This window comes from Leisingera aquaemixtae (assembly GCF_001458395.1).
GTDB lineage: Bacteria > Pseudomonadota > Alphaproteobacteria > Rhodobacterales > Rhodobacteraceae > Leisingera > Leisingera aquaemixtae.
In genome coordinates, this window is sequence record NZ_CYSR01000030.1 from 464,548 (window position 1) to 489,971 (window position 25,424).

At 63.9% G+C, this 25,424-nt stretch carries 25 protein-coding genes; 16 read left to right on the forward strand and 9 right to left on the reverse strand.

What is annotated here, in order from left to right; translation table 11 throughout:
- Nucleotides 1-2: 2 nt before the first annotated feature.
- Nucleotides 3-1,742, reverse strand: a complete 1,740-nt coding sequence (locus PHA8399_RS15835; protein WP_058287068.1) for a bifunctional ADP-dependent NAD(P)H-hydrate dehydratase/NAD(P)H-hydrate epimerase — start codon at nt 1,740-1,742, stop codon at nt 3-5.
- 171 nt (nt 1,743-1,913) lie between these two features.
- Here PHA8399_RS15835 and PHA8399_RS15840 point away from each other — a divergent pair, with 171 nt between their 5' ends.
- Nucleotides 1,914-2,252, forward strand: coding sequence for a P-II family nitrogen regulator (locus tag PHA8399_RS15840; RefSeq protein ID WP_008554830.1), 339 nt, complete (start codon nt 1,914-1,916; stop codon nt 2,250-2,252).
- 47 nt (nt 2,253-2,299) lie between these two features.
- Nucleotides 2,300-3,706 (forward strand): type I glutamate--ammonia ligase, encoded by a 1,407-nt coding sequence (gene glnA / locus PHA8399_RS15845; protein WP_058287069.1) that lies wholly within the window; start codon nt 2,300-2,302, stop codon nt 3,704-3,706.
- Between the two features lie 81 nt (nt 3,707-3,787).
- Here the strand turns inward: glnA and PHA8399_RS15850 are convergent, their stop codons facing one another.
- Nucleotides 3,788-5,263: a globin-coupled sensor protein gene (locus tag PHA8399_RS15850; protein ID WP_058287070.1), complete on the reverse strand. Its 1,476-nt coding sequence runs from the start codon at nt 5,261-5,263 to the stop codon at nt 3,788-3,790.
- A gap of 229 nt (nt 5,264-5,492) precedes the next feature.
- Here PHA8399_RS15850 and PHA8399_RS15855 point away from each other — a divergent pair, with 229 nt between their 5' ends.
- From PHA8399_RS15855 to PHA8399_RS15865, 3 genes are all read left to right on the forward strand, one after another.
- Entirely contained in the window at nt 5,493-6,740 is a 1,248-nt protein-coding gene (locus PHA8399_RS15855; protein ID WP_058287071.1) for an Hsp70 family protein, read from the forward strand.
- 94 nt (nt 6,741-6,834) lie between these two features.
- A complete protein-coding gene (locus tag PHA8399_RS15860) occupies nt 6,835-7,629 on the forward strand; it encodes a lytic murein transglycosylase (protein WP_058287072.1) in 795 nt (264 codons plus the stop codon).
- Between the two features lie 374 nt (nt 7,630-8,003).
- On the forward strand, nt 8,004-8,837 hold the full coding sequence (locus PHA8399_RS15865; protein ID WP_058287073.1) for a hypothetical protein: 834 nt from the start codon (nt 8,004-8,006) through the stop codon (nt 8,835-8,837).
- Here the strand turns inward: PHA8399_RS15865 and PHA8399_RS15870 are convergent.
- Nucleotides 8,834-9,607: a heme-dependent oxidative N-demethylase family protein gene (locus PHA8399_RS15870; protein WP_058287074.1), complete on the reverse strand. Its 774-nt coding sequence runs from the start codon at nt 9,605-9,607 to the stop codon at nt 8,834-8,836. The genes PHA8399_RS15865 and PHA8399_RS15870 overlap by 4 nt on opposite strands.
- Before the next feature lie 149 nt (nt 9,608-9,756).
- On the opposite strand from PHA8399_RS15870, the gene dddP reads away from it, so the two are divergent.
- Nucleotides 9,757-11,100: a dimethylsulfonioproprionate lyase DddP gene (gene dddP / locus PHA8399_RS15875; RefSeq protein ID WP_058287075.1), complete on the forward strand. Its 1,344-nt coding sequence runs from the start codon at nt 9,757-9,759 to the stop codon at nt 11,098-11,100.
- Between the two features lie 54 nt (nt 11,101-11,154).
- On the opposite strand, the gene PHA8399_RS15880 is transcribed toward dddP, so the two are convergent.
- Nucleotides 11,155-11,703, reverse strand: a complete 549-nt coding sequence (locus PHA8399_RS15880) for an NUDIX hydrolase (protein ID WP_058287076.1) — start codon at nt 11,701-11,703, stop codon at nt 11,155-11,157.
- 95 nt (nt 11,704-11,798) lie between these two features.
- Between PHA8399_RS15880 and PHA8399_RS15885 the strand changes: the two genes are divergently transcribed.
- From PHA8399_RS15885 to PHA8399_RS15910, 6 genes are all read left to right on the forward strand, one after another.
- The gene (locus tag PHA8399_RS15885) at nt 11,799-13,031 is read left to right on the forward strand and encodes a bifunctional alpha/beta hydrolase/OsmC family protein (RefSeq protein WP_058287077.1); all 1,233 of its coding nucleotides are present in this window, start codon (nt 11,799-11,801) and stop codon (nt 13,029-13,031) included.
- A gap of 248 nt (nt 13,032-13,279) precedes the next feature.
- Nucleotides 13,280-13,537 (forward strand): DUF6455 family protein, encoded by a 258-nt coding sequence (locus tag PHA8399_RS15890; RefSeq protein ID WP_058287078.1) that lies wholly within the window; start codon nt 13,280-13,282, stop codon nt 13,535-13,537.
- Nucleotides 13,538-13,809: 272 nt separating this feature from the next.
- Complete coding sequence (purB, locus tag PHA8399_RS15895) at nt 13,810-15,114, forward strand: adenylosuccinate lyase (RefSeq protein ID WP_058287079.1); 1,305 nt, start codon at nt 13,810-13,812, stop codon at nt 15,112-15,114.
- 155 nt (nt 15,115-15,269) lie between these two features.
- Complete coding sequence (locus PHA8399_RS15900; protein WP_058287080.1) at nt 15,270-15,803, forward strand: tetratricopeptide repeat protein; 534 nt, start codon at nt 15,270-15,272, stop codon at nt 15,801-15,803.
- A gap of 75 nt (nt 15,804-15,878) precedes the next feature.
- Nucleotides 15,879-16,988: a flagellar motor switch protein FliG gene (locus tag PHA8399_RS15905; protein ID WP_058287081.1), complete on the forward strand. Its 1,110-nt coding sequence runs from the start codon at nt 15,879-15,881 to the stop codon at nt 16,986-16,988.
- Between the two features lie 153 nt (nt 16,989-17,141).
- A complete protein-coding gene (locus tag PHA8399_RS15910) occupies nt 17,142-18,026 on the forward strand; it encodes a lysophospholipid acyltransferase family protein (protein ID WP_058287082.1) in 885 nt (294 codons plus the stop codon).
- Between the two features lie 39 nt (nt 18,027-18,065).
- Here the strand turns inward: PHA8399_RS15910 and PHA8399_RS15915 are convergent, their stop codons facing one another.
- A complete protein-coding gene (locus PHA8399_RS15915; protein WP_058287083.1) occupies nt 18,066-18,767 on the reverse strand; it encodes a DUF1223 domain-containing protein in 702 nt (233 codons plus the stop codon).
- Between the two features lie 223 nt (nt 18,768-18,990).
- On the opposite strand from PHA8399_RS15915, the gene acnA reads away from it, so the two are divergent.
- Complete coding sequence (acnA, locus tag PHA8399_RS15920; protein ID WP_058287084.1) at nt 18,991-21,765, forward strand: aconitate hydratase AcnA; 2,775 nt, start codon at nt 18,991-18,993, stop codon at nt 21,763-21,765.
- 98 nt (nt 21,766-21,863) lie between these two features.
- Here acnA and PHA8399_RS15925 read toward each other — a convergent pair whose 3' ends face one another.
- On the reverse strand, nt 21,864-22,598 hold the full coding sequence (locus PHA8399_RS15925) for a substrate-binding periplasmic protein (protein ID WP_058287085.1): 735 nt from the start codon (nt 22,596-22,598) through the stop codon (nt 21,864-21,866).
- A gap of 380 nt (nt 22,599-22,978) precedes the next feature.
- On the opposite strand from PHA8399_RS15925, the gene PHA8399_RS15930 reads away from it, so the two are divergent.
- The 3 genes from PHA8399_RS15930 to PHA8399_RS15940 all read left to right on the forward strand — a co-directional run bounded on the left by PHA8399_RS15930 (nt 22,979) and on the right by PHA8399_RS15940 (nt 23,991).
- The gene (locus PHA8399_RS15930) at nt 22,979-23,197 is read left to right on the forward strand and encodes a hypothetical protein (protein WP_342027522.1); all 219 of its coding nucleotides are present in this window, start codon (nt 22,979-22,981) and stop codon (nt 23,195-23,197) included.
- Between the two features lie 88 nt (nt 23,198-23,285).
- Nucleotides 23,286-23,624, forward strand: a complete 339-nt coding sequence (locus PHA8399_RS15935; protein ID WP_058287087.1) for a DOPA 4,5-dioxygenase family protein — start codon at nt 23,286-23,288, stop codon at nt 23,622-23,624.
- 73 nt (nt 23,625-23,697) lie between these two features.
- Nucleotides 23,698-23,991, forward strand: a complete 294-nt coding sequence (locus PHA8399_RS15940; RefSeq protein WP_058287088.1) for a putative quinol monooxygenase — start codon at nt 23,698-23,700, stop codon at nt 23,989-23,991.
- Nucleotides 23,992-24,005: 14 nt separating this feature from the next.
- On the opposite strand, the gene PHA8399_RS15945 is transcribed toward PHA8399_RS15940, so the two are convergent.
- The 3 genes from PHA8399_RS15945 to PHA8399_RS15955 are packed head-to-tail and all read right to left on the reverse strand — an operon-like array spanning nt 24,006 to nt 25,424.
- Entirely contained in the window at nt 24,006-24,545 is a 540-nt protein-coding gene (locus PHA8399_RS15945; RefSeq protein ID WP_058287089.1) for a DsbE family thiol:disulfide interchange protein, read from the reverse strand.
- Nucleotides 24,538-24,693 (reverse strand): heme exporter protein CcmD, encoded by a 156-nt coding sequence (gene ccmD / locus PHA8399_RS15950; RefSeq protein ID WP_008556119.1) that lies wholly within the window; start codon nt 24,691-24,693, stop codon nt 24,538-24,540. Before ccmD ends, PHA8399_RS15945 begins: the two co-directional genes overlap by 8 nt.
- Nucleotides 24,693-25,424 (reverse strand): heme ABC transporter permease, encoded by a 732-nt coding sequence (locus PHA8399_RS15955; protein ID WP_008554610.1) that lies wholly within the window; start codon nt 25,422-25,424, stop codon nt 24,693-24,695. Before PHA8399_RS15955 ends, ccmD begins: the two co-directional genes overlap by 1 nt.

A 25,424-nucleotide genomic window follows, 5' to 3' on the forward strand; every position in this document is an offset into this window, starting at 1 on the left:
CCTTAAAGCCCCAGTTTACGGAAGACTGCGGGGATCTGCTCCGGCAGGTCCTCGGCAATCAGGCCGGGGCCGAATTCCAGCGCGCATTCGACATGGATATAGGCGGCGGTCTCGGACGCCTGCATCGGGGAAAACCCGCGCGCCAGCAGCCCGGTGATAAAGCCCGCCAGCACATCCCCCGACCCGGCGGTGGCCAGCCAGGGCGCGGACCGCTCGTAATGAGCGGAGTTCACAGAGCAGCGCCCGTCCGGCGCGGCGATCACCGTATCCGGCCCCTTGAACAGCACCACGCAGCCCGCGCGTTTGGCCGCTTCGCGGGTGGCGTCGACCTTGGAATAGGCCGGCCCAGTGGTCGCGGGCGCCTTCAGTTTTTCAGCCAAGTCCGGAAACAGCCTGGAAAATTCGCCGCCATGCGGGGTGATCACGCAGTTTTCGTGCAGGGCCTCGAACAGCGCCTCCGGCTTCAGCTCAAACCGGGTGAGCGCATCAGCGTCCAGAACGGTTGGCCGCTGTTCCTTCAGCGCCGCAAAGACCATTGCCTGAGTGTCCGCGCCGCGGCCCATGCCCGGCCCAAGGCAGAGAGCGCTGAGGCGGTCGTCTTCCAGCAGTTCCGCAAGCCCATGCGCCCCGTCGATCTGGCGCAGCATGATGGCGTTCAGGTTGGCAGCGTTCTCAAACATCGCCGAGCGCGGTGAGCCGACAGTAACCAGCCCCGCCCCGATCCGCAGGGCGCCGCGGGCGGCAAGGCGCGCTGCTCCGGTTTTGCCGTGACCGCCGGAGAGGACGAGGGCGTGGCCGTGGCTGTATTTGTGGCCGCCTAGCCGAGAAGACTTATTCAAATCGTAGCCAGGCCACATCCGCTTTGAACGCCCGTTTGGTATATCAAACGAAAGCTGGGTAGCCAAATCCGCGCTTCTTGCTATCTTTAGATGCGACGGGTGCCGGTCTTCCTGGCCTAGCCCGATATCAACTAACCGCTCCCTCCGAAGCCCTTCATGCAGTCCGTGGCAGACCTTCCGCCGATGGAAGGTTACAACCAGATCGGATTGCAGAAACCGCTTAGATGCATCCTCAAGCCACCATTTGGACTTGATCTCAGCATCGCGTTCTTCATCACCGGAATCCACGGGCAAGTCAGGGATAAGAAACTCGCCGCTGTCGCTGTCCATGCCAGACGGGCAGTCCACCGCGACACGATGATACGGAACTCGCCAGGGGTGTCTGCATCCCACATCCCGCCCCTCAACTGCATGGTATGCATTGGCCAGTTCAAGAGGTATCGCCCGAGTCAGGCCGGTTCCAAACATTGCATCAACCAGCAGCACCGGACGCTGACCTTGCGCGACAGCTTTTTCTGTCAGTTGAACAACGCCGCCCAACTCCCGCCACCGCTCATAATTCACCTTCGCATCCGGCGGCAGCTTCTCCGGGTCTCCATAAAGGAACACCTCCACCGCCCAGCCGCGCTCTTTCAGCAGCCGCGCCACCACAAATCCGTCGCCGCCATTGTTGCCAGGCCCGCACAGGACCACCACCCGGCGCGGCATTTCATCTTTCCCCAAATACTCCGGGGGTGCGGGGGCCGGCCCCCGCTCATCCGCGAGTTCCGGCCATTCCTCGAAGATGGCCTCGACCACCCCCTGCCCGGCCCGTTCCATCAGTTCCAGCCCGGTGACTTCCCCGGACTCGATGGCGGTCTGCTCAATCGCCCGCATCTGGGCTGCGGTCAGCAGTTCGGTCATGTTTTGCCCTTCCCCGATTCAATTCTGCGCAATTTGCAGGCGCAGCGCTTAATTTTTAGGCAGCTACGATCAAATCCTGCCCGCAATTGCCGCAGCGGCCCAAGAGCGCATTGCTGCCCTCATTTAGAAGTGAAATGACATCCCCAACAAGCTTGCGAGGAGCCTAAGCCGATGAAAAAGATCGAAGCCATCATCAAGCCTTTTAAACTGGATGAGGTGAAGGAAGCGTTGCAGGACGTTGGCGTCCAGGGCCTCTCCGTGATCGAGGTCAAGGGCTTCGGCCGCCAGAAGGGCCACACCGAGCTGTACCGCGGCGCCGAATATGTGGTCGACTTCCTGCCCAAGGTGAAGGTCGAGGTTGTGCTGGACGACGATCAGGTCGACCAGGCGATCGAGGCCATCGTCGATGCCGCCAAGACTGACAAGATCGGCGACGGCAAGATCTTTGTCTCGCCCGTCGAGCAAGCGATCCGCATCCGTACCGGCGAGACCGGCCCGGACGCACTCTAAGACACCAACGAAAATCCTTACATCTCTGCAAAAAAAGGACCGAGGGAATGAGCGTAGACGCAGTTCTCAAGACACTTAAGGACGAGGACGTCGCCTATGTCGACATCCGCTTCACCGATGTGCGCGGCAAGCTGCAGCACGTGACCGTGGACGTGGACCTGGTCGACGAAGACTTCCTGGAAGAAGGCTTCATGTTCGACGGCTCGTCGATCGCCGGCTGGAAGTCGATCGAAAACTCCGACATGAAACTGATGGCGGACACCGAGTCCGCTTACATCGACCCGTTCTATGCGGAAAAAACCCTGTGCCTGCACTGCTCCATCGTTGAGCCGGACACCGGCGAAGCCTATGAGCGCGACCCGCGCGGCACCGCCCAGAAAGCCGAGGCTTACCTCAAGTCCTCCGGCATCGGCGACGTGGCCTATATGGGCCCGGAAGCGGAATTCTTCCTGTTTGACGACGTGCGTTACTCCAACACCATCAACAAGGTGTCCTACGAAGTTGACGCAACCGACGGCTCCTGGAACACCGACGCCGAGTTCGAAATGGGCAACATGGGCCACCGCCCGGGCCTGAAGGGCGGCTACTTCCCGGTCAACCCGACCGACGAAGCGCAGGACCTGCGGTCCGAAATGCTGTCGACCATGAAGCGTCTGGGCATGAAAGTGGACAAGCACCACCACGAGGTTGCGTCCTGCCAGCACGAGCTGGGCCTAATCTTCGACAGCCTGACCAAACAGGCCGACGAGATCCAGAAGTACAAATATGTGATCCACAACGTGGCGCACGCCTATGGCAAGTCGGCAACCTTCATGCCGAAGCCGATCTATGGCGACAACGGCTCCGGCATGCACGTGAACATGTCGATCTGGAAAGACGGCAAGCCGCTGTTTGCAGGCGACAAATACGCCGACCTGTCCCAGGAAGCGCTGTATTTCATCGGCGGCATCCTGAAGCACGCCAAGACCCTGAACGCCTTCACCAACCCGGGCACCAACTCCTACAAGCGCCTGATCCCGGGCTTCGAGGCCCCGGTTCTGCGCGCCTACTCCGCCCGCAACCGCTCCGGCTGCGTCCGGATCCCGTGGACCGAAAGCCCGAAAGCGAAGCGCGTCGAGGCCCGTTTCCCCGATCCGAGCGCAAACCCCTACCTGTGCTTTGCCGCGCTGCTGATGGCCGGCCTGGACGGCATCCGCAACAAGATCGATCCGGGCGAAGCCATGGACAAGAACCTGTACGACCTGCCGGCCGAGGAGCTGGAAGGCATCCCGACCGTCTGCGGCTCGCTGCGCGAAGCGGTTGACGCGCTGGCCGCCGACCACGACTTCCTGCTGCAGGGCGATGTGTTCACCAAAGACCAGATCGACGGCTACATCGCGCTGAAGATGGAAGAGGTCCACAAGTACGAGCACACCCCGCACCCGGTTGAGTTCGGCATGTACTACAGCTGCTAAAATCTTGAAATCCAAAGGAAAAGGCGCCCTTCGCGGCGCCTTTTTTCTGTTTTAACCTGCGGGCAGAGGCGGTTCAGCGCGTCAGCCGGCCAGGCGCAGGCTGCCGCCTCTCTCCGCGCCGGGCGCCCTAACCGGGGCGGTTGTTTGGGCAACCTTGAAAGACTTGACCAGATCGGCCAGTGCCTGCGCATCCTGGCGCATGGTGACCGTGGCGGCCGTCGTCTGCTCGACCATCGCCGCGTTCTGCTGGGTGACCCCGTCCAGATGCGAGACACCGGTGTTGATCTCCGTCAGGCCGGTGGTCTGCTCGCTTGTGGAGGCGGAAACCGACGCCGACAGCTCCGACACCCGTTTCACATCGGTCACGATCCGGGTCAGAACTTCGCCGGCCCGGTCGACAAGCGAGACGCCTTCGTCCACATGGCCTGAGCTGATGTTGATCAGTTCTTTGATTTCCTTGGCGGACACGGCGGCCCGCTGAGCCAGCCCGCGCACTTCGGAGGCGACAACCGCAAAGCCGCGCCCGGCTTCGCCGGCGCGCGCGGCCTCGACCCCGGCGTTCAGCGCCAGCAGATTTGTCTGGAAGGAAATATCGTCAATCACGCCGATAATCTGGGAGATCCGGTCAGACGAGTCGGCGATTTCCTTCATCTTGCTCACGGCGTCGGTCACCACCGCAAAGCCGTCCTCGGCGCAGGCTTGCGCGGTTGCGGCAACGGTGCTGGTTTCCATGGTCGCTTCCGAAGAAGACCGCATGCTGGAGGTGATTTCCTCAACCGCCGCCGCCGTCTCCTCCAGCGTTGCAGCCTGGGTTTCGGTGCGCTGCGACAACTCCTGCGCAGCGTCGGAGATTTCACCGGCGGTGCTGTTCAGGCCCTCGGCGGAGTCCTGGATGCTGCCAATCACGCCGGCCAGGCTGCCCATCAGCCGGTTGAACGTGACCCGCACCGCGTCGTAACGCGCGGGGTAGTCGCTTTCGCCGGGGGCCGGGATTATCTGGGAGAGATCGCGGGCTTCCATCCGCTCAATCCCGGACGTGATATAGTCAAAGGCGGTGTCCTGCTCCGCGCGCTGCGCCGCGAAGTAGGCGTCGATCACGAAATAGGTGTCCATCGCGAACACCCGGTTCAGCGCCCCCAGCATGGCAAACAGCTTGCGCCGCCCGCCTGGGGTGACTGCGGCTCCGAACCTGTCGCCAAGAACCTGCTGAATGTGGGAGGTCGCCCGGGCATAGGCGGACAGGTAAAGCTCGAAGGGCAGTTGGATCTTGAAGTGGACCGCGCCGACCCGCTCCGCCGACGCAAAGTATTCCTCCGGGAAATCGCCTCTCAGCAGCAGTTCCCAATGCCGCTTTTGCGACGTTCTGGCGTGGGTGAGGATTTCCTCATTGGTGAAGAACTTGCTTGCTTCCCGGTCGGACTGGGCAAAGGCATAGAACTTGTCGAGGATCACATCGAAGTAAGGCGCCAGCAGGGAACTTGCGCGCATCAGATCTTTTTGATGGTCTCCATCAAGCGCAAATTTCGAGATGATGCGCTGGTTATCAGTTTTACTCATCTTCCAAACTCCAAAGACCCTGCTCTGGGCAGCAGGTAAGAAAAGTGTGATATTCAGGAATTAAGATACTTTTACGGCGGGTTTACTGTTGATATTTGAAGGAGTTGTACCTTCTGCGGCAATCCGCCCTGTGGCAATTTCCCGGCGGCCGGGACTGAGTGATTCGCCTTGATCGAAGCTGCCACTTGCTGTACCCGCGGCGGTTCCGCTTGGCCTGCAGGAGCGCGCTATGACTGCCCCGAACACTCTTGGTATCGACTTTGGAACCTCCAACTCCGCCGCCGGGATCGCGGTTGCCGGGCGCCCCTGGCTGGTGGAGATGGAACCCGGAGAGCAGACGCTGCCCACCGCAGTCTTCTTTGCGGAGGGCGCGCGCCAGATGCGGATCGGGCACAGCGCCGCCCGGGCCCTGATCAGCGGCGAGGAAGGCCGTTTCATGCGGGCGCTCAAGAGCCTGCTCGGCACCTCCCTTCTGCATGAGGAGCGGCGGCTGGGCGGCGAGCGGATCAGCTTTGCCGCCATCATCGCCCGCTTTCTGGCGGAACTGAAACGGCGCGCCGAGGCGGCCACGCACATGCAGTTCACCCATGCCCTGTCGGGGCGGCCGGTGCGGTTTCACTCGAACGACCCCGGCCGCAACGCGCAGGCGGAGAAGGATCTGCGCGCCTGCTATCTTGAAGCTGGTTTCGAGGACGTGCTGTTCATGTACGAGCCCGAAGCCGCGCTGCGCGCCGCTGCGCCGTCGCCGGGTCTGGGGCTGATTGTCGACATCGGCGGCGGCACCTCGGACTTCACCGCTTTTGAGCAGGGGGCAGACGGCGCCGCGCGCATCCTGGCTTCGCACGGGATCCGTCTGGGCGGCACCGATTTCGACCGGCAACTGAGCATTCAGCATGTGATGCCGCTGTTGGGCCGCGGCAGCCTTATCCGCAATACCTTCGGCGGCGGCACCCTGCCCGCGCCGAACCGGCTGTTCAACGACCTGGCCACCTGGCAGATGATCCCGTTTCTGTACAGCCCCGAAAACCGCCGGGCCGCGAAGGATCTGGCCGCCAATGCAGCGGAGCCAGAGAAGCTGGCGCGGCTGGTAACCTTGCTGGAGGACGAACTGGGGCACGAATTGGCCTTTGCGGTCGAGCGCGGCAAGATCCGCGCCAATGACGCCGGAGACAGCGCGGCCATCGACCTCAAGCTTTTGCAACGCGGGTTGTCCGTGCCGCTGCCCGGCGCGGATATGAATCAAACGCTGGCGGACCAGACCCGGGCAATCGGGGTGTGCGCAGCCGAAACCCTGGACCAGGCAGGTATCGATGCGGTGCGAGTGGACCGCATTGTCATGGTCGGCGGCTCGTCGCTGCTGGCGCCGGTGCAGGCTGAGATGCGGCTGCTGTGCCCGAATGCCCGTGTTGAAACGGAAAACGCGATGACCGCAGTGGCCGCGGGGCTGGCACTGGCCGCCGGAACAGCTTTTTCCTGAGCGGATGGGAACCATTGGCAGGATTTCCCGTTAGACATAGGCCGCCGTCACGCTAGGCTGCTAAGACACGAGTCACATTTCGAGAGTATCTTTCATGCGCCGGCTGCTTGCCCCTGCCCTGATTTCCGTCCTCCTTGCCTCCCCCGCCGTTGCCGCGACCTGCGGCAATACTTCTGCCGGGTTCGATACCTGGAAACAGGCCTTCAGCGCTGAGGCCAAGCGCGCCGGGGTGCGGAAGGCGGGGCTGCAGGCGCTGGCCAATGCGCAATACGCCCGCCGCACCATCGCCGCCGACCGCAACCAGAAGAGCTTCAAGTACTCGCTGGAGAAATTCATGCAGGTCCGCGGCTCTTCCACCATTGTGGCACAGGGCCGCAAGCGCAAGGCGCGGAACCCGGATTTCTATGCCGCGCTTGAGCGCAAGTACGGCGTGCCCGCGGGGGTGCTGATTGCCATTCACGGCATGGAGACCGCCTTTGGCAATTACATGGGCGACAGCCAGGTGGTCTCGGCCATCGTGACCCTGACCTATGACTGCCGCCGCTCCGATTTCTTCCGCCCGCACGCGCTGGGGGCGCTGAAACTGGTGGACCAGGGCGCCATTACCCCGGCCACCCTTGGCGCCAAGCACGGCGAGCTCGGCCATACCCAGTTCCTGCCCGGCAATGCCTTGCAATACGGCCAGGACTGGGACGGGAACGGCCGGGTGGATTTCTACAACATGGGCGATGCGCTGGCCTCCACCGCCAATTACCTGCGCCAGAAGGGCTGGAAACCCGGCAAGGGTTATCAGCCGGGTGAGCCGAACTATCCCGTGCTGAAGCAATGGAACGCCGCGACTGTTTATCAGCAGTCGCTGGCGATCATGGGGCGCCAGATCGACGGCTGAGCGCCCGCCGCCAACCCCTCCGCGTACCCCGCCGCCAGCCCTGCCGCCAGTGGCCTGCACCGCACCTGTGCCTGCCTGCACGGCGGCCGCAGCGGCCAGTTGCGCACGCGGCCGGGAACAGTGGCCGCGATTCCCGCGGCATTGTAAGGCCTAAGGCATCAATGTGTCCGGCGCGTGCCACAGTTGAGCCGTATTCCGCCGACCGGCTTCGCAAGGCGAACGTGAAATCAAATAATAACAGACACTTAAATAGTTTCGGGTCTTTTAACGCCCGATCCGCAATCTTTGCCGCCGGGCCGTGATTTCCGCCCAACTTTCAACCCGTTCCAAATTTATTCTTATTTTATCGGCACCCTGAATGGAGGATCCGGACGGTGGCAGAGAACGTGCAATATGCGGGCAGGCTTGGGCTCGAAAGCCGGAATGCGGCAACCCTCCCGGCTGCGGTGTCCGCTGTGGTGGACACGCTTGAAGACTTCGGCCACCCGGCAGATGCCATCGAGGCCCGCGCCGAGAATACCGTCCGGCTGCAATGCGACAACTACCTTGTCACGGTGCGCCTGCGCCGGGTGCCGCTTCGGCGCTCCAGCAAGCTGACCGGCGGTATGCTGCAGCCTGTTAGCCTGCTGGAAGTGGCGCTGTCCCCGCTGCACGAAGACCATTGCGACCAGGAGATTGCAGAATTGCTGCTGGCCGAAATGCTACGGCGGACGCTGCCCGTGGTCGATGCCACCTCGGTTGAATGGCTTAAGTCCAACGTGGCGCTGACCTGCGACCAGTTCCTTGGCGTGTTTGAACCGCAGCAGGCCGGGCCGGTCCTGGCGGAGCGCGAGGCTGCTGCCAGCCGTCCGGTCCAGCCGCCGCGCACCCGCCCGCGCGGACGCGCCTGTTTCAAGCCGGTTGAGCAAACGGCAACTGCGCTGGAGGCGCATTGCGAGCGCGCCTTTCAGGCTGCCGTCAACCGCTCTGCTGGACCGGGCGCAAATGCGGCCGCGACGCAGGCCCGCGCCCGGATGCGCAAGACCGTGCAAGCCGGGCCTCAGGGCGGCGGCTGGGGCGGTCCGTTGCAGGCCTCCGCGCTGTCCGCGTCCATCCTGGCACCGCGCCGCCGCCTGCGCTTTGTCAGCCACCTGCTGCTGGTGGCCGCCCTGTTCCTGTTCCTGGACAGTGCCGGAATGGTGCAGGCTGCACGGCCGCTGTTCCCCTAAAGCTGGCCTCCGCCATCGGCCTGCGGCGCGCGCCACTGGCGCATCACATCTGCCCGCCCAAGCACGCGTGTGTGAATGGCAAACACCACCGCGCGGGTCTGCGGCAGCCGCATAATCACCTGCTTTTCGCTGCGCAGATAGCCGGCCCTGCTGCCGTGCGGCCGGTCCCGCGGCGCAAGCTGGCTGCGCGGCTGGAACAGCGCCGGATCGTGATACCACAAGGCGTTGAACCGCCACAGCGGCCGCCCCGCCTGCACCCCGTCAAACAGCCGCTGCACCCGCGCTGCGATGCCCGCGTCGTAGCTGTCCACCGGCACATGAATGCCGGTGAGCGGCTGCAGGAATTTCTCCGCCAGCGTCCAGCTTGCCGGAAAGCACAGCACCGCGCCGGTCAGAACATGCTCCGGCGCGCTGTCCGGCTTTTGCAGAATGCAGAAATCCTGCTGCGCGAAACGGCCCAGGGTGCCTAAGGGGTCCTCCCAATCGACCGGAACCCGCACGCCATCCGGCCGCCGCGCGGTCTCGCCCGCGCCGGGGTCCAGCGTGTCCAGCGCCATGTGCAGCAGCTCTTGCGCCGCCGCCATCGCGCGGGCGTCCAGCTGCAAGACCTCGTCCCGCCGGCTTGCCAGCAGCCGCTCCCGCTCTGCCATCTGGCCCGCATAGGCGTCATCGGCCATCAGCCAAGCCTCCGGTGCGAGCGGCTGGATGCCGGGGAGCTTCTTCTCCTCCAGCGGATTGTAGGGAATGGTCTTCTGAAGAATCGCCGTCATCCATTTGCAATAGCATCCAAACCGGCGGGAAACAGTCGCAACGTTGCATCACAGGTCAGAAATGACCCGAAAACCTGTCGCTTTCCGCAGCGCTTTTCGCGGCCCCCGGCGGCACACTGGACAGGACTGTGCAGCAAGGACCTCCCGGCATGAACGAGCATTACCGCGACATCCGCAAGATCGATCCCACCCGCGGCGCGAGACTGGGCGACAACACCCCGAACGACAATGACCGGGTCGAGATCGGCCCGACCCAGCTGGCCTTTGCCGAATGGGCCGAGGCCGGGCTGCAGTTGCCGGACCTGCAGGCGCTGCGCAGCTTTCGCTGGGAGCGGCTGACGCGTTTCATCAACGCCCGCGGCTATGGCGGCCTGCTGGTCTTTGATCCGCTGAACATCCGCTATGCCACTGACTCAACCAACATGCAGCTCTGGAACACCCACAACCCGTTCCGCGCGCTGCTGATCTGCGCTGACGGCTATATGGTGCTGTGGGACTACAAGCAGTCGCCGTTCCTTAGCGAATTCAACCCGCTGGTGCGCGAGCAGCGGGCCGGGGCCGACCTGTTCTATTTCGACCGCGGCGACAAGATCGACGTGGCAGCGGACAAGTTTTCGAACGAAGTGCGCATCCTGCTGGAAGAGCACAGCGGCAGCAACAAGCGGCTGGCGGTGGATAAGGTGATGCTGCACGGCCTGCGCGCCCTTGAGGCGCAGGGGCTGGAGATCTTCCCCGGTGAGGAGCTGACCGAGAAATGCCGCGCCGTGAAGGGCCCGGACGAGATCCTGGCAATGCGCTGCGCCCATCACGCCTGCGAAACTGCGGTGGCAGCAATGGAGACATTCGCCCGCGAGAAGATCCCGGGCGGCAATATCTCCGAGGATGACGTCTGGGCGGTGCTGCACGCGGAAAACATCCGCCGCGGCGGCGAGTGGATCGAAACCCGGCTTCTGGCCTCCGGCCCGCGCACCAACCCGTGGTTCCAGGAATGCGGCCCCCGCATCATCCAGAACAACGAGATCATCAGCTTTGACACCGACCTCGTCGGCTCCTACGGGATCTGCATCGACATCTCCCGCAGCTGGTGGATCGGCGATGAAAAGCCGCGGCCCGGCATGATTTACGCCATGCAGCACGGGCTGGAGCACATTCGCCACAACATGGAGATGCTGAAGCCCGGCGTGAACATCCAGGAGCTGTCGCGCGGCTGCCACCCCCTTGATGCGCAGTTCCAGAAGCAAAAATACGGCTGCATGATGCACGGCGTCGGCCTGTGCGACGAGTGGCCGCTGGTGGCTTACCCGGACCAAATGGTCGAAGGCGCCTTCGACTACGCGCTGGAACCTGGCATGGTGCTGTGCGTCGAGGCGCTGGTGTCCCCCGAGGGCGGCGACTTCTCGATCAAGCTGGAGGACCAGGTGCTGATCACCGAGGATGGGTATGAGAACCTGACCAGCTACCCGTTCGACAAGGCGCTCTTGGGCGAAGCTTGATACCGCAGCGCCGGTCCCTCCCGACAGGAGGGGCCGGGACAGCCTGCGGCGCCGTCAGGCGCCTCCGCTTAAGAACGGCGCCAGCTTTTCGCGCAGCACCTGCACGCCGGGCGACTCCGTTACTTCTGCCAGCTGGGACAGCGGAACCCAGGCCAAGGCGTGGGATTCCCCGCTGGCGGCGATCTCTCCGGCCTCGGCCTGAAACAGGTAACGCACGTCGTAGTGCAGATGCGCGCAGTCGCGGGCATTGGCCGGGATTTCGTGGATGTCGACGTCGAACACCCTGTCCGACAGCGGCCTGATCCTGGCCAGCCCGCTTTCCTCATAGGCTTCCTTCAGCGCCACAAAGCGCACGTCGGCGATGTCGTCGCAATGGCCGCCCATCTGGAACCAGCGGTTGAGTTTCTTGTGATGGGTCAGCAGCACGCTGTTCCTGTCCTGCGACAGCACGAAGGCGGAGCCGGTCACATGGCCGGTTTGCGGATTGCGGCCAAAGGCTTGTGGTTCAGTTCCGCAAAACGCCTGCAAACGCCGCCACATTTCCCGGTCGCGCGCGCTCTGCGGGCTGTAACACCCGATGCCCGTAAGGGCGCTGCTGCTCATCTGGCTTCACCTTCCCGTGACGTTCCGTCCCGCTGCCTTGTTCAGGCCCCGCCGAACGCTCAATCTATGCGGAACACCCAATAAAGGCCACGCCCATGCCCACGGAACGGATTACTTTCACCGGCCACGCCGGAAACACCCTTGCTACCCGCCTCGACCTGCCCGAGGGGCCGGTGCTGGCCACCGCACTTTTTGCCCATTGCTTCACCTGCTCCAAGGACATCCCGGCTGCGCGGCGGATTGCCGGGCGGCTGGCGGCGATGGGAATCGCGGTTTTACGATTCGATTTCACCGGGCTTGGCCATTCCGAGGGCGAGTTCGAAAACACCACCTTCAGCTCCAACGTGGCGGATCTGATCAAGGCGGCGCAGTACCTCGCGGCGCGCGACATAGCGCCGGCGCTGCTGATCGGGCATTCGCTGGGCGGTGCCGCAGTGCTGCGGGCGCGGGCGGGCATCCCGTCGGTCAAGGGGGTGGTGACGCTGGCCGCACCGTTTGATCCGGGCCATGTCTCCCACCACTTCGAAGCCGCTCTGCCGGAGATCGAGGCCAAGGGACGCGCCGAGGTGTGCCTTGGCGGGCGGCCGTTTGTGATCGGCAAGGAATTCGTCGACGACATCAGCGCCGAGGCGCTGGCGCCTGCGATTGCTGAACTCAAGGCCGCGCTGCTGGTGCTGCATGCGCCGCGCGACGAGACCGTGAGCATCGACAATGCCGCCTCCATCTTCACCGCTGCCAAACACCCCAAGAGCTTTGTCACTCTGGATGACGCCGATCACCTGATTTCCCGGCCGGCAGACGCGGAATACGCCGCCGAGGTCATCGCCGCCTGGGCCGGGCGCTATATCGGAATGGCCCCGCCCGCGCCGCCGCCCGGCGCGCCGGAAGGCATCCTGCGGGTGACGGAGGCGGATCCGGACGGGTTCCTGCAGGACGTGCAATCCGGCCCCTACCACCACGCGCTGGCGGACGAGCCGCTGGCCTATGGCGGCACCAACCGTGGCATGTCTCCCTATGGGTTCGTGGCTGCAGGCCTGGGCGCCTGCACCTCGATGACGCTCAGGATGTATGCCCGCCGCAAGGGCTGGCCGCTGGAGGGGATCAGCGTCGATGTGAGCCATGACAAGGTCCATGCCCAGGACGCCCTGCCCTCCGGGCCTGCCAAGATCGACCAGTTCACCCGAGTGGTGCGCCTGTGCGGCCCCTTGAGCGGAGAGCAGCGCAGCCGGCTCTTGGAAATCGCCGACAAATGCCCGGTGCACCGGACGCTGGAAAGCGGCGCCAGGGTGGTGACCCGGCTGGAGACCACGGAGCATTCCGGGGCCTGAGCACAGAAAACTCCGGCGCTGCTCCCGCCCCCGGACCGTGCAGGAAACCTGCACCGCCAGCGGCCTTGGGTCCGGCGCCGCGCTCAGCGCGGCGCCGGACCCAACTGCGGCAGGCCTTCGGCAGAAGGCCGCAGCGCAGGCGGGAGCCGCTGCCCGCCGCGGAAGTTTGCGCCATATCAAAGTGCCGCCGCGCGGTCCCGTCCATGCTGTTTCCAGTCCCGGCGCCGGCCGGGCTATGGAGGAGACACATGGGACTTTTTGCAAAACTCGCACGCAGCAGCGATCTGGTGCAGGGCATGGCCAGCCGTCTGGGCGTGGACTATGGCGAAATCGTTGCCGCAGACCCGCAGGCGCAGGGCCGCAAATACATGCGCGCCGTCCTGCGCTGCAGCACTTGCGGCAATCAGGACGGCTGCAGCAGCTTGCAGCGCGAGGCGGCAGAACTGGACGAGGCGCCCTCCTACTGCCGCAACGCCCGGCTGCTGTCGCATCTGCGCGGGGACTGATCCCCGCCTTCCCGGCCATTCCTGACCGCCGCAAGCCGGGGGCTGTTGCGGCGCTGATGCCCTTGCGCCCGCTTGGTCCGCAGGTCCGGCGGAGCGCCCCCAAGCGCTGAGGGCCTGCCAAGCTCCGCTGGCGCAAACCGGCACTGCCCCGGATGATACCGCAATCATCAGGGCAAACTGCCTCATGCGCCCCGGCCAGCCTTGCTGTCCAGCCTGTCCTGATCTAAGAGGCCGGGCATCTGCTGCGCAATCACACAAAGGTGCCTTCGCCCATGATCCCCCGCTATTCCCGCCCCGAGATGGTCGCAATCTGGTCGCCCGAGACCAAGTTCAAGATCTGGTACGAGATCGAGGCCCACGCCTGCGAAGCCATGGCCAACCTCGGCGTGATCCCGCGCGAGAACGCAGACGCGGTGTGGAAAGCCAAGGACGTGGAGTTCGACGTCGCCCGGATCGACGAGATCGAGGCGGTGACCAAGCATGACGTGATCGCCTTCCTGACCCACCTGGCGGAGCATGTGGGCTCCGAGGAAGCCCGGTTTGTGCACCAGGGCATGACTTCCTCCGACGTGCTGGACACCTGCCTGAACGTGCAGCTGGTGCGCGCCGCGGACATCCTGCTGGACGGTGTGGACAAGGTGCTGGCGGCTCTGAAGAAACGCGCGCTGGAGCACAAGAACACCGTGCGCGTCGGCCGCAGCCATGGCATCCACGCCGAGCCCACCACCATGGGCCTGACCTTTGCCCGTTTCTACGCGGAGATGGACCGCAACAAGAACCGTCTGGAAAAGGCCCGCTGGGAAGTCGCCACCGGCGCGATCTCCGGCGCGGTCGGCACCTTTGCCAACATCGACCCGGCGGTTGAGGAGCACGTCTGCGAGCAGCTGGGCCTGCGCCCCGAGCCGATCTCCACCCAGGTGATCCCGCGCGACCGCCACGCGATGTTCTTTGCCACTCTCGGCGTCATCGCGTCGTCCATCGAGAACATTGCTGTGGAAATCCGCCACATGCAGCGCACCGAAGTGCTGGAAGGCGCGGAGTTCTTCTCGATGGGTCAGAAAGGCTCCTCGGCGATGCCGCACAAGAAGAACCCGGTGCTGACCGAGAACCTCACGGGCCTGGCGCGGCTGGTGCGCATGGCGGTGATCCCGGCGATGGAAAACGTGGCGCTGTGGCATGAGCGCGACATCTCGCATTCCTCCGTCGAGCGCGGCATCGGCCCGGATGCGACCGTGACCCTGGATTTCGCCCTGCACCGCCTGGCAGGTGTTATCGACAAGATGCTGGTGTTCCCGGAGAACATGCTGGACAACATGAACAAATTCCCCGGCCTGGTGATGTCGCAGCGGGTGCTGCTGGCCCTGACCCAGGCGGGCGTCAGCCGCGAGGACGCTTATGCCATGGTGCAGCGCAATGCCCTGAAGGTCTGGGAAGAGCGCGTCGATTTCCGCGAGCTGCTGCTGGCCGATGCCGATGTGGTTGCTGCCCTTGGCGAAGACGCGATCAACGAGAAATTCGACATGGGCTATCACACCAAACATGTCGACACGATCTTCAAGCGCGTGTTCGGCGAATAAGCTGCCCGCAGCATTGGACCTTCAGCGCCCCGTCATCTCGACGGGGCGTTTTGCGTCTTGCTGCCAGGCAAACGCCTTTGTGAACAGATTTACAGATCCAGACAGGTCTTCCGGGGTTACAATGGGCAAAACATTCTGCGACTGGAGTTTCCGATATGCGTTTTCTTGCCCTGGCCGCCGCCCTGACCCTGCCGGTTACTGCCATCGCCGCCGGCGGCAACGACTGGAACCCGCCCAAGCCCACCGAGACCACCAAGACCTGCAAGGGCAAGCGGGTCTGGGATGACGCGAAGAAGCGCTGCGTGCGGCCGCGGAAATCCTCGCTGAACCAGGATCAGCTGCTGGGCGCAGCGCGCGAGCTGGCCTATGCGGGCCGTCAGCAGGATGCCCAGGCGGTGCTGAGCGCGATGGCGGATCAGCAGGATTCCCTTGTGCTGACCTACTGGGGCTTCACCCACCGCAAACTGGGCCATTTGGATCAGGCGCAGGCCTATTACGATCAGGCGCTGGCGCGCGATCCGGATAACCTCCTTGCCCGTTCGTATATGGGCCAAGGCCTTGTGCAACAGGGCAAATACGGCGCCGCCCTGATACAGTGGAAAGAGATCAGGGCACGGGGCGGCGACGGCACCTGGGCCGAAGCCGCGCTGCGCAGCGCGCTGGAAACGGGCGCGTCTTACAGCTACTAGGCTTCAGGCTTTCTTTACGGCTTGCGGCCTATTCTGCCCTCCATGATCGAGAAGAATCTTTGGTAGGGTGCGAGAATGCCTCAAGACAACATGCTGGCGCTTCCAATGGCAACTGGCGGTTCCGACTTCGGCGGGTTTTCCGCCCCGGCGCCGATGGGCGGCGGGACCAGCAGCGGCCTGAGCGGCAAGGCCAAGGCCGCGATCATTGTCCGGCTGCTGCTGAACGAAGGCGCCGAAATCCCGCTGGAGGAGCTGCCGGACGATCTGCAGCTGGAACTGACCCAGCAGATGGGCAAGATGCGGATTGTCGACCGCGACACCTTGCATGCGGTGGCGGGCGAATTTGCCGACCTGCTGGACAATGTCGGCCTGCATTTCCCCAACGGCCTGGCCGGCGCCTTGAACGCGATGGAAGGCAAAATCAGCCGCTATACCCACAGCCGCCTGCGCAAGGAGGCCGGGGTGCGGCAGTTCGGCGACCCCTGGCAGCGGCTGAAACAGCTGCCGCCGGAAGATCTGGCGTCGCTGGCGGAGGCCGAAAGCACGGAGGTGGCCGCGGTGCTGCTCTCCAAGCTGGACACCGCCAAGGCGGCGCAGATGCTGGTCCACCTGCCGGGCCCGGTTGCCCGGCGCATCACCTATGCGGTGAGCCAGACCGCCAATGTGACGCCCGATACCGTCGACCGGATCGGCCTGTCGCTGGCGGCCCAGGTTGAGGCCCGGCCGGAGCTTGCCTTCAACGACACCCCGGGCCAGCGGCTGGGCGGTATCCTGACCGAAGCCGCCGCCGCCAAGCGCGATGAGGTTCTAACCGCGCTGGACGAGGAGGACGAGGATTTCGCCGTCAAGGTGCGCAAGGCGATCTTCACCTATGCGCTGATCGGCGAGCGGATGCAGCCCATCGACGTGCCCAAGCTGATCCGGGTCCTGTCGCAGCCGGATCTGGTCACTGCCATGGCCTTCGCCTCGGACGAGGAAGACGTGGCGACCAACGAATTCCTGCTGAAGAACATGTCGAGCCGGATGGCCGACAACATCCGCGAGGAGGTGGCGGAGCGCGGCAAGGTCAAGCGCACCGACGGCGAAGCGGCGTTCAGCATGATCATCTCGGCCATGCGCGACCTGGTGGCAACCGGCGAGATCGAGCTGAAGTCCGACGACGAGGAAAACGGCGGCGAGGACTGACTCTACCACCCGCCCCCGGCGCGGAATGCATCACCGGCTGCCGCCCTGCTCTGACGGGGCGGCGGCTGGGTGCGACCTGCTTGTGCCCGCCGGCGCGGCTGCTTATGATGCAGCCTTCCAGCCGCATTTTCGCGCCGCAGCCACCCAGATGCCATGCCAGTAGACCCTTCCGAGCTCTCCACCTGGAGCCATGTCAAATATTTTGGCAGCAACCTGTTTCTGCGCGGGCTGCTGCTGGGTGCCGGGCTGATCCCTTACCGGCTGCGGGTTCCGATGATGGGCCGCCTGGTCACCGCCATGGGGCGGCTCGCCGGCTTTGACAAGCGGGTGCGCAACAACCTGCGCCATGTCAGCCCAGAGCTTTCCGGGCTTGATCCCGAGCAGCTCTACCGCGATGTCAGCGACAATGCCGGCCGGATGATCGCCGAGTTGTACGACGGGCAGACCTTCCATGAGAAGGCCAGATCGGCCCCGATCACCGGCCCCGGGCTGGAAGCGCTGGAGATCGCGCGCGCCGCCGGGCGGCCGGTGCTTCTGGCCACTGCGCATTTCGGCAATTACGACGCCGCCCGCGCGGCGCTGACCGCCCGCGGCCACGACATGGGCGCGCTGTACCGGCGGATGGCCAACCCCTATTTCAACGAGCACTATGTCGCCGCAATGAAAACCACCGGCGAGCTGATGTTCGAACAGGGCAAGCGCGGCATGGTCGAACTGGTCCGGCATCTGAAAAAGGGCGGCATCGCCGCCATCGTCACCGATCTCTATGCCCAGGGCGGTGAGCCGATCGACTTTTTCGGCAAGCCTGCGGTTACTTCAACCGTGCCCGCGGAACTGGCGCTGAAATTCGGCGCCGTGCTGATCCCGGTTTACGCGGTGCGCCAGGAAAACGGCCTGGATTTCGAGATTATCATGAACGCCGAAGTTCCCCCTTCGGACCCGCTGACCATGACCAAGGCGCTGACGGCCGATCTGGAATCCATCGTGCGCAAGCACACCGGCCAGTGGTTCTGGATCCACCGGCGCTGGAAAACCTGACCGCCGCTGCCGCGCCCCTGACGGCGCGCCGTGCCGGGGTCAGTCCGTCCGCGCGGCGGCGATGACCGGACCGAACGGCGCTTCCTGCACCAGCACCGCGGCAGGCTGGCTGCCGGTCAGCGGAACTGTCAGCTCCAGCGGCTCTGTGCCGTCCCACTCAGCCGCCAGCTGCCAGTCCTCCACCACATTGGCATAGCTCAGGGTTTTCCCGGCCAGCTCGCCGCGGGTGATGCTGACGGTGCGTTCCGGGGTAAAGCGCACCAGTTGCACCAGCAGCCGGGCTTTCGGCATCGGGGACCGGGGCTGCAGACGGATCACCAATTCCCCGCCCTGCCGCCGCAGCGTCAGCGCCACCTGGCGCGGCTTCTTCTGGTGCTTCCGGATCGCGCTCTCCACCTGCACGGCATCGGCGCCGACCACGTCCTCCTGGCCCATGATGACCATCTGCGGGGTGTAGATCATCCGGCGCCCGCCGGCCTTGGCATAGCCCTTTTGCCGCCGGGTATGGGCAGGCTTGGCGAACTTGTCCTTCCAGCCGATGTAATCCCAGTAATCCACATGCAGCGCCAGCGGCAGCACGTCATCGCGGGCGGCCAGCTTATGCAGCAGCGCATCGGCGGGCGGGCAGGACGAACAGCCCTGCGAGGTAAACAGCTCCACCACCACGGGTTCTGCTGCGGATTGGCCATGCACCGGCAGGGCCAGGGCCAGAACCGTCATGATCGACGCCAGAAATTTCATGAATCGCCTTCTCTGCTACTTAGCCCACTGGTCTAAAGATGTGCCGGGGGTTAGGCCAATCAATCATTTTTGAGGCCCGAGGGCAGCGGCAGCGCGGCCAAAAATGTGTACAATCGCATACAAAACTGCCCCTGCGGCGTTTGAACTATTGAATGCAGCGCTTACCTCATGCATTTAACAAGCAGCGAATTCCCAAGTTTCAATTTCTTGAGGGAGGCCACCCATGCCTATCACCGTCGGACAGGACAACGCCAGCGCGCGCCGCACACTCAGCGTAAATGGCAAAACGATCTCCTACTATTCCATTCCCGCAGCCACCGAAGCAGGCTTCGGCGACTTTTCCAAACTTCCCGCCGCGCTGAAGGTGGTGCTGGAAAACATGCTGCGCTTCGAGGATGGCGGTTTTTCCGTCTCCACCGATGACATCAAGGCGTTTGGCGAGTGGGCCGGCAAGGGCGGCAAGAACCCGCGCGAGATCGCCTACCGCCCGGCCCGCGTGCTGATGCAGGATTTCACCGGCGTGCCCGCGGTAGTCGACCTGGCCGCCATGCGCGACGGCATCGTCGGCCTCAAGGGCTCGGCGGCCAAGATCAACCCGCTGGTGCCGGTGGATCTAGTCATCGACCACTCGGTGATGATCGACGAATTCGGCAACCCGCGCGCGTTCCAGATGAACGTCGACCGCGAGTATGAGCGCAACATGGAGCGCTACCAGTTCCTGAAATGGGGCCAGAAAGCGTTCAACAACTTCCGCGTGGTGCCACCGGGCACCGGCATCTGCCACCAGGTGAACCTGGAATACCTGGCCCAGACCGTCTGGACCGACACCGACCAGAACGGCGAGGAAGTCGCCTATCCCGACACCCTCGTCGGCACCGACTCCCACACCACCATGGTGAACGGCGCTGCGGTGCTGGGCTGGGGTGTTGGCGGCATCGAGGCCGAGGCGGCAATGCTGGGCCAGCCGATTTCCATGCTGATCCCCGAAGTCGTCGGCTTTGAGCTGACCGGCGAGATGACCGAAGGCACCACCGGCACCGATCTGGTGCTGAAAGTGGTAGAAATGCTGCGCGCCAAGGGCGTGGTCGGAAAATTCGTCGAGTTCTTCGGCGACGGCCTGGACCGGCTGCCGCTGGCCGACCGGGCGACCATTGCCAACATGGCCCCCGAATACGGCGCCACCTGCGGCTTCTTCCCGATCGACGACGAAACCCTCCGCTACCTGCGCAACACCGGCCGCGACAAGGACCGCATTGCGCTGGTTGAGGCCTATGCCAAGGAAAACGGCTTGTGGCGCGACGAAAGCTACAAGCCGGTCTACACCGATACGCTGCACCTGGACATGGGCACCGTCGTGCCCGCGATCTCCGGGCCGAAACGCCCGCAGGATCACATCACGCTGGACAAGGCGGCCACCACCTTCCACGACTATGTCGAAGGCCAGCGCGGCGGCAAGGACGCCGGCGAACGTGCCGAAGGCCGCTGGGAGGCCGAAGGCGGGCAGCCGGAACCGCAGAATATTCCCGGCGACAAGGGCCACCACAAGTCCGGCTTCGTGAGCACGGACGAGCACAACTACCAGCTGCACGACGGCTCCATCGTGATCGCCTCGATCACCTCCTGCACCAACACCTCGAACCCCTATGTGATGATCGGCGCAGGGCTGGTGGCCAAGAAGGCGCATGAGCGCGGCCTGACCCGCAAGCCCTGGGTCAAGACCTCGCTCGCACCGGGCTCGCAGGTGGTGTCGGAGTATCTGGAGGCGGCCGGCCTGCAGGAGCATCTGGACGCCATCGGGTTTAACCTCGTGGGCTACGGCTGCACCACCTGCATCGGCAACTCCGGCCCGCTGGCCAATGAAATCTCAAAGTGCATCAACGACAACGACCTGATCGGCGTCTCGGTGCTGTCGGGCAACCGCAACTTCGAGGGCCGCATCTCGCCGGACGTGCGCGCCAACTACCTGGCTTCGCCGCCGCTGGTGGTGGCCTATGCGCTGGCCGGCGACATGAACATCGACATCACCACCGCGCCGCTGGGGCAGGATCAGTACGGCAACGACGTCTTCCTCAAGGACCTGTGGCCGACCCAGAAGGAAATCGCCGACCTAGTCGAAAAGACCGTGACGCGCGACGCCTTCCAGTCGAAATACGCCGATGTCTTTAAGGGCGACGAGAAGTGGCAGGCGGTGGAGGTCACCGACGCGGAAACCTACGACTGGCCCGCAAGCTCCACCTACATTCAGAACCCGCCCTACTTCCAGGACATGGGTCCCGAGCCGGGCACCATCGAAAACATCGAAGGCGCCAAGGTTCTGGCGATCCTGGGCGATATGGTCACCACCGACCACATCTCGCCCGCCGGTTCCTTTGCCACCACCACGCCCGCAGGCCAGTACCTGCTGGAACGCCAGGTGCAGCCGCGCGAATTCAACTCCTACGGCTCGCGCCGCGGCAACCATGAGATCATGATGCGCGGCACCTTTGCCAACATCCGCATCCGGAACGAGATGCTTGACGGCGTCGAGGGCGGCTATACCAAGGGCCCCGATGGCGAACAGACCTCGATCTACGACGCCTCGATGGCGCATCAGGCCAACGGCACTCCGCTGGTCGTGTTCGGCGGCGAGCAGTACGGCGCGGGCTCCTCGCGCGACTGGGCGGCCAAGGGCACCGCGCTCCTGGGCGTCAAGGCAGTGATCGCCGAGAACTTTGAGCGGATCCACCGCTCCAACCTGGTGGGCATGGGCGTGATCCCGTTCGAATTCACTGGCGGCGATACCCGCAAGACCCTGGGCCTGACGGGTGAGGAAACCGTCACGATCCGCGGCCTGGACAGCATCAAGCCGCTGCAGGAAGTGCCGTGCGAGATCACCTATGCGGACGGGTCGGAAAAGACCATCACGCTGAAGTGCCGTATCGATACCGCGCCGGAGATCGAATACATCGAACACGGCGGCGTGCTGCACTATGTGCTGCGCAACCTGGCCAAGCAGTAAGGCCAGCCGCCGCCAGACCGTCAAGGGCGCCCGTTCGGGCGCCCTTTTCCATTGGATACGGCGTCTGCATTCAGTCAGGAACCGCCCGGCGGTCCCGGCTAGTGGCTGTAGTTGCGGCTGTGCAGGATCCGGCCGATCTCCCCTTCGGCCTTCAACTCCCTGATCGCGCGGTCGAACTCTTCCAGGTAGGCCGCTGCGCCGCTGGCGCGGGACAGTCCGAAGTGCGACATACGGCTGGAGACCGGTTTCCCGGCGGCGGCAATCCGTTCTTGCCAGCCGTTCAGGCCCACGTGGTACCGCCCGACGGCATCGTCGATGGCAATCAGGTCCAGCTGGCCGAACAGGAGCATTTGCATCAGACCGGCCGCATCGCCGCTTTTGACGATCCGGTTGCGGGCGCTGAACGCCGCTTCCATCTCCGGGTCGATGACGCTGCCGTTCACCATGCCCAGCCTCAGGTGCGACACACCGGCATAGCCCGCGCCCCATGCCAGCCCGTCTGGAAAGCGGCCCTGGTTGTACCAAAGCGTGTTTGTCTGCTGAAAGGCGGGTTCGGTAAAGGCCAGGAAGGCCTCGCGCTCCGGGGACTTGTACAACGGCAGGATGCCATCTGCCTCTCCTGACTTTGCCTGGGCGAGGCAGCGCTGCCAGGGCAGCAGAACGGTGACCGCGCTGAGGCCGTCGATCCGCTCCATCACCGCGTCCAGAAGGTCCACCTTCAGTCCGCTGGACGGGATGCTGCTGGTTCCCAATGTGTAGGGCGGATAAGGATCGTAGCAGAAGGTCAGGACTGTTTCCGCCCGCGCAGCCGCGGCAAAGAGGAAGGCGGCCAAAACGCAGCCCAGTCCTGTTTTCAAATACCTTGCGGGATCAATCGCTTTCATCTCTTTCCCGGACTGCGTGTTTGACCGGCACACAGTGCCGCGAAATCCTGAACTTCTTAACCATAAAATCCTGCAGTATTCCGCAGCAGATTGAAAGAGCCCGCAGGAAACCCGTCCTGACAAATGCGGGCCCGCGCGGCGCACGATAAGCTGACAACTCCCGCAGCGTTAGCGGCTGTATCATTCGTTAATATTGTGTAAACATAAATGTAAAATAGATCTTTTCCCTTTTAGGGCGCATTCAGAGGCCGCACGCAGAACGTATGAAAGAAGCCGCATTTGCCGTTATTTTTCCGGACATAGACACTTTTGAAGACCATGCTAAGGCGGTGGCGGCAATGATCTGCGAGACCCGGAGCTTTCCCGGCTGCATCGAGGCCCATGCCGGCATCAACCGCGCGCGCCATGAAATTGCTGTGTTCCACTTCTGGGAATCAAACGATCACCTGGACCGCTACCTGACCTGGCGCGCCGAACGCGGCGACCTGGACGCCCGCAGCGCCACGATGCGGCGCGAACAGGATTTCCGCACTTACTCCGTGCCGTAAGACCTGCGCGGGCCTGCCGCCGCCTGCACAATATCTGTTCGCAAACCGCAGATTGCCCCGCCGCGCCGGGCGCGGCAATAGTGGGTCCATGAAACGGACCAGCAGCATCACCGGCTATCACGCCCACGTCTATTTCGGCGAAACCACCGCCGAACAGGCCCGCACCCTTTGCCAGAAAGCGGCCGAGCAGTTCGGCGTTCAGATGGGCAGGATGCATCCGAAAAACGTGGGCCCGCATCCAAGGTGGTCCTGCCAGCTGGCCGCCAGCCCGGAGCAATTCGCCAAGCTGCTGCCCTGGCTGGCCCTGAACCGGGAGGGGCTGATCGTGTTTGCCCATCCGGAAACCGGCGACGCCCTGGCGGATCATCGCGATCACGGTATCTGGCTGGGGGCCGGACTGCCTCTGGATCTCAGCATTTTCAGCTGATATGCGGCGCCTCCAGCAGAAATTTCCGGGCAGCCGGCCAGGCCGCTGCCCCTTTTGACACGCGGAGCTTCCATTGACCGAAGCAGTAATCATTGAGCTGCAGCCACTGCCGGGGCAATACACCCGGCTGGCGGTACTGGTGAAACAGATGGTGGAACAGGTCCGGGATTATCCCGGCTGCCTGCAAGCGGACACGCTGCTTGCCCCGGACCGGAACGAAATTGCCATCTTCCAGCGCTGGGAAAGCACCGAAGCCTTCAGCGACTATCTGATCTGGCGCTCCAAGCAGGCGGATTTCGAACAGCTCCACAAGCTGCTTGCGGCGGAGCCGGACTTCAAGAGCTTCACCCTCGGCACGGGCGCCTGACGCGCCCTGCCCGGTTACTGGCCCGCGGCCTTCTCCATCGCCGGGCGCAGGGTCTTTTCGATCACCCGCTGGGTAACAGGCCCTGCAAAGCGCAGCACGATCTTGCCCTCGCCATCCACCACGTAGGTCTCAGGCACACCATACAGGCCCCAGTCGATAGCCATCCGGCCCTTCTCGTCCCGGCCGATGGCCGCATAGGGATCTCCGAGCTCCTTCAGGAAGGCCTCGGCATTGGTCAGCTGGTCCTTGTAGTTGATGCCGTAAATCGGAATGCCTTCGTTGGACAGCGCCTCAAGGTTCGGATGCTCCACCCGGCAGGGCGCGCACCAGCTGGCCCAGTAGTTCACCAGTTTCACATTGCCGTCGCGCAGCGTGGCATCGCTGAACATTTCCTTGCCGGGAAACTCATCCAGTACAACCGGCGGTGCGGGCTGGCCCTCGCGGGCGGAGGGCAGGCTGTTGGGGTCTTCGCGGAACATGCCCACCAGCGCCAGGCCGACAAAGCCTGCAAACACCAGGCCAGGGACCGCCATCAAGGGAGAGATCTTAGCCATTGCGCTTCACCCGGCTTTCCAGGGTTTCCATCTCCCGGCGGACCTTGCGGCCGCGCCAGATCGTCAGCACCACCAGCGCCACCAGCAAAAGCAGCGATGCGGCGTAGGCCGACAGCACCGTATCGGCGTATTTTCCAAGATCGGGCATCAGGCCTCCAGCCGTTCGCGCGCCATCAGAGCCTTGATGCGGCGGGCGCGGATTTCAGTTCCGGTGCGGTAGAACACCAGTGCGATGAACAACAGCACAAACCCTGCCATGCAGACATACAGCGGATTGGAAAACGCATCGGCGACGTTCTCCTTTTTGTCCAGCGAAAGCGACGCGCCCTGGTGCAGCCCCTGGTTCCAGAAGTTCACCGCGTAGCGGCTGAGCACGGCAAACACCGACCCCACCAGGCACAGGATCGACGTGAGGTCGGCGGCGGTGTCGGGATTGTCGATCGCCTCCCACAGGGCGATGTAGCCGAGGTAGAACAGGAACAGCACCAGGAAGGACGTGAGCCGCGGATCCCAGGCCCACCAGGTGCCCCACATCGGCTGGCCCCAGATCGCCCCGGTGATCAGCGCAATCACCGTCATCACCACGCCCACAGGCGCGGCGGCCCGGGCCGCCAGCGCGCTGACATGGTGGCGGCGGATCACCCAGACCAGCGAAGTGACCAGCATCATGAACCAGGCGTTGATCGCCATCAGCGCCGAGGGCACATGCAGGAAGATGATCTTGACGGTGGAGCCCTGACGGTAGTCATCAGGCGTGAAGAAAAACCCCCAGACCAGCCCCACGGTGATCAGAACCGCTGAGCCGGCCCACAAGGCCGGCATCACCTTTTCGGTGGTGGCCAGGAATTTCTTCGGGTTGGCGTATTCCCAGATCGACAT

Coding starts and splice junctions, on each gene's coding strand:
- ccmD (WP_008556119.1), bottom strand. CDS start 24,693: ATGCCCGATCTTGGAAAATACGCCGATACGGTGCTGTCGGCCTACGCC.
- PHA8399_RS15870 (WP_058287074.1), bottom strand. CDS start 9,607: ATGACGGCGATTCTTCAGAAGACCATTCCCTACAATCCGCTGGAGGAG.
- PHA8399_RS15880 (WP_058287076.1), bottom strand. CDS start 11,703: ATGAGCAGCAGCGCCCTTACGGGCATCGGGTGTTACAGCCCGCAGAGC.
- PHA8399_RS15840 (WP_008554830.1), top strand. CDS start 1,914: ATGAAAAAGATCGAAGCCATCATCAAGCCTTTTAAACTGGATGAGGTG.
- PHA8399_RS15835 (WP_058287068.1), bottom strand. CDS start 1,742: ATGACCGAACTGCTGACCGCAGCCCAGATGCGGGCGATTGAGCAGACC.
- PHA8399_RS15935 (WP_058287087.1), top strand. CDS start 23,286: ATGAAACGGACCAGCAGCATCACCGGCTATCACGCCCACGTCTATTTC.
- PHA8399_RS15955 (WP_008554610.1), bottom strand. CDS start 25,424: ATGTCGATCTGGGAATACGCCAACCCGAAGAAATTCCTGGCCACCACC.
- PHA8399_RS15900 (WP_058287080.1), top strand. CDS start 15,270: ATGCGTTTTCTTGCCCTGGCCGCCGCCCTGACCCTGCCGGTTACTGCC.
- dddP (WP_058287075.1), top strand. CDS start 9,757: ATGAACGAGCATTACCGCGACATCCGCAAGATCGATCCCACCCGCGGC.
- PHA8399_RS15915 (WP_058287083.1), bottom strand. CDS start 18,767: ATGAAATTTCTGGCGTCGATCATGACGGTTCTGGCCCTGGCCCTGCCG.
- PHA8399_RS15890 (WP_058287078.1), top strand. CDS start 13,280: ATGGGACTTTTTGCAAAACTCGCACGCAGCAGCGATCTGGTGCAGGGC.
- PHA8399_RS15905 (WP_058287081.1), top strand. CDS start 15,879: ATGCCTCAAGACAACATGCTGGCGCTTCCAATGGCAACTGGCGGTTCC.
- glnA (WP_058287069.1), top strand. CDS start 2,300: ATGAGCGTAGACGCAGTTCTCAAGACACTTAAGGACGAGGACGTCGCC.
- PHA8399_RS15910 (WP_058287082.1), top strand. CDS start 17,142: ATGCCAGTAGACCCTTCCGAGCTCTCCACCTGGAGCCATGTCAAATAT.
- PHA8399_RS15855 (WP_058287071.1), top strand. CDS start 5,493: ATGACTGCCCCGAACACTCTTGGTATCGACTTTGGAACCTCCAACTCC.
- PHA8399_RS15885 (WP_058287077.1), top strand. CDS start 11,799: ATGCCCACGGAACGGATTACTTTCACCGGCCACGCCGGAAACACCCTT.
- PHA8399_RS15850 (WP_058287070.1), bottom strand. CDS start 5,263: ATGAGTAAAACTGATAACCAGCGCATCATCTCGAAATTTGCGCTTGAT.
- purB (WP_058287079.1), top strand. CDS start 13,810: ATGATCCCCCGCTATTCCCGCCCCGAGATGGTCGCAATCTGGTCGCCC.
- PHA8399_RS15945 (WP_058287089.1), bottom strand. CDS start 24,545: ATGGCTAAGATCTCTCCCTTGATGGCGGTCCCTGGCCTGGTGTTTGCA.
- PHA8399_RS15860 (WP_058287072.1), top strand. CDS start 6,835: ATGCGCCGGCTGCTTGCCCCTGCCCTGATTTCCGTCCTCCTTGCCTCC.
- acnA (WP_058287084.1), top strand. CDS start 18,991: ATGCCTATCACCGTCGGACAGGACAACGCCAGCGCGCGCCGCACACTC.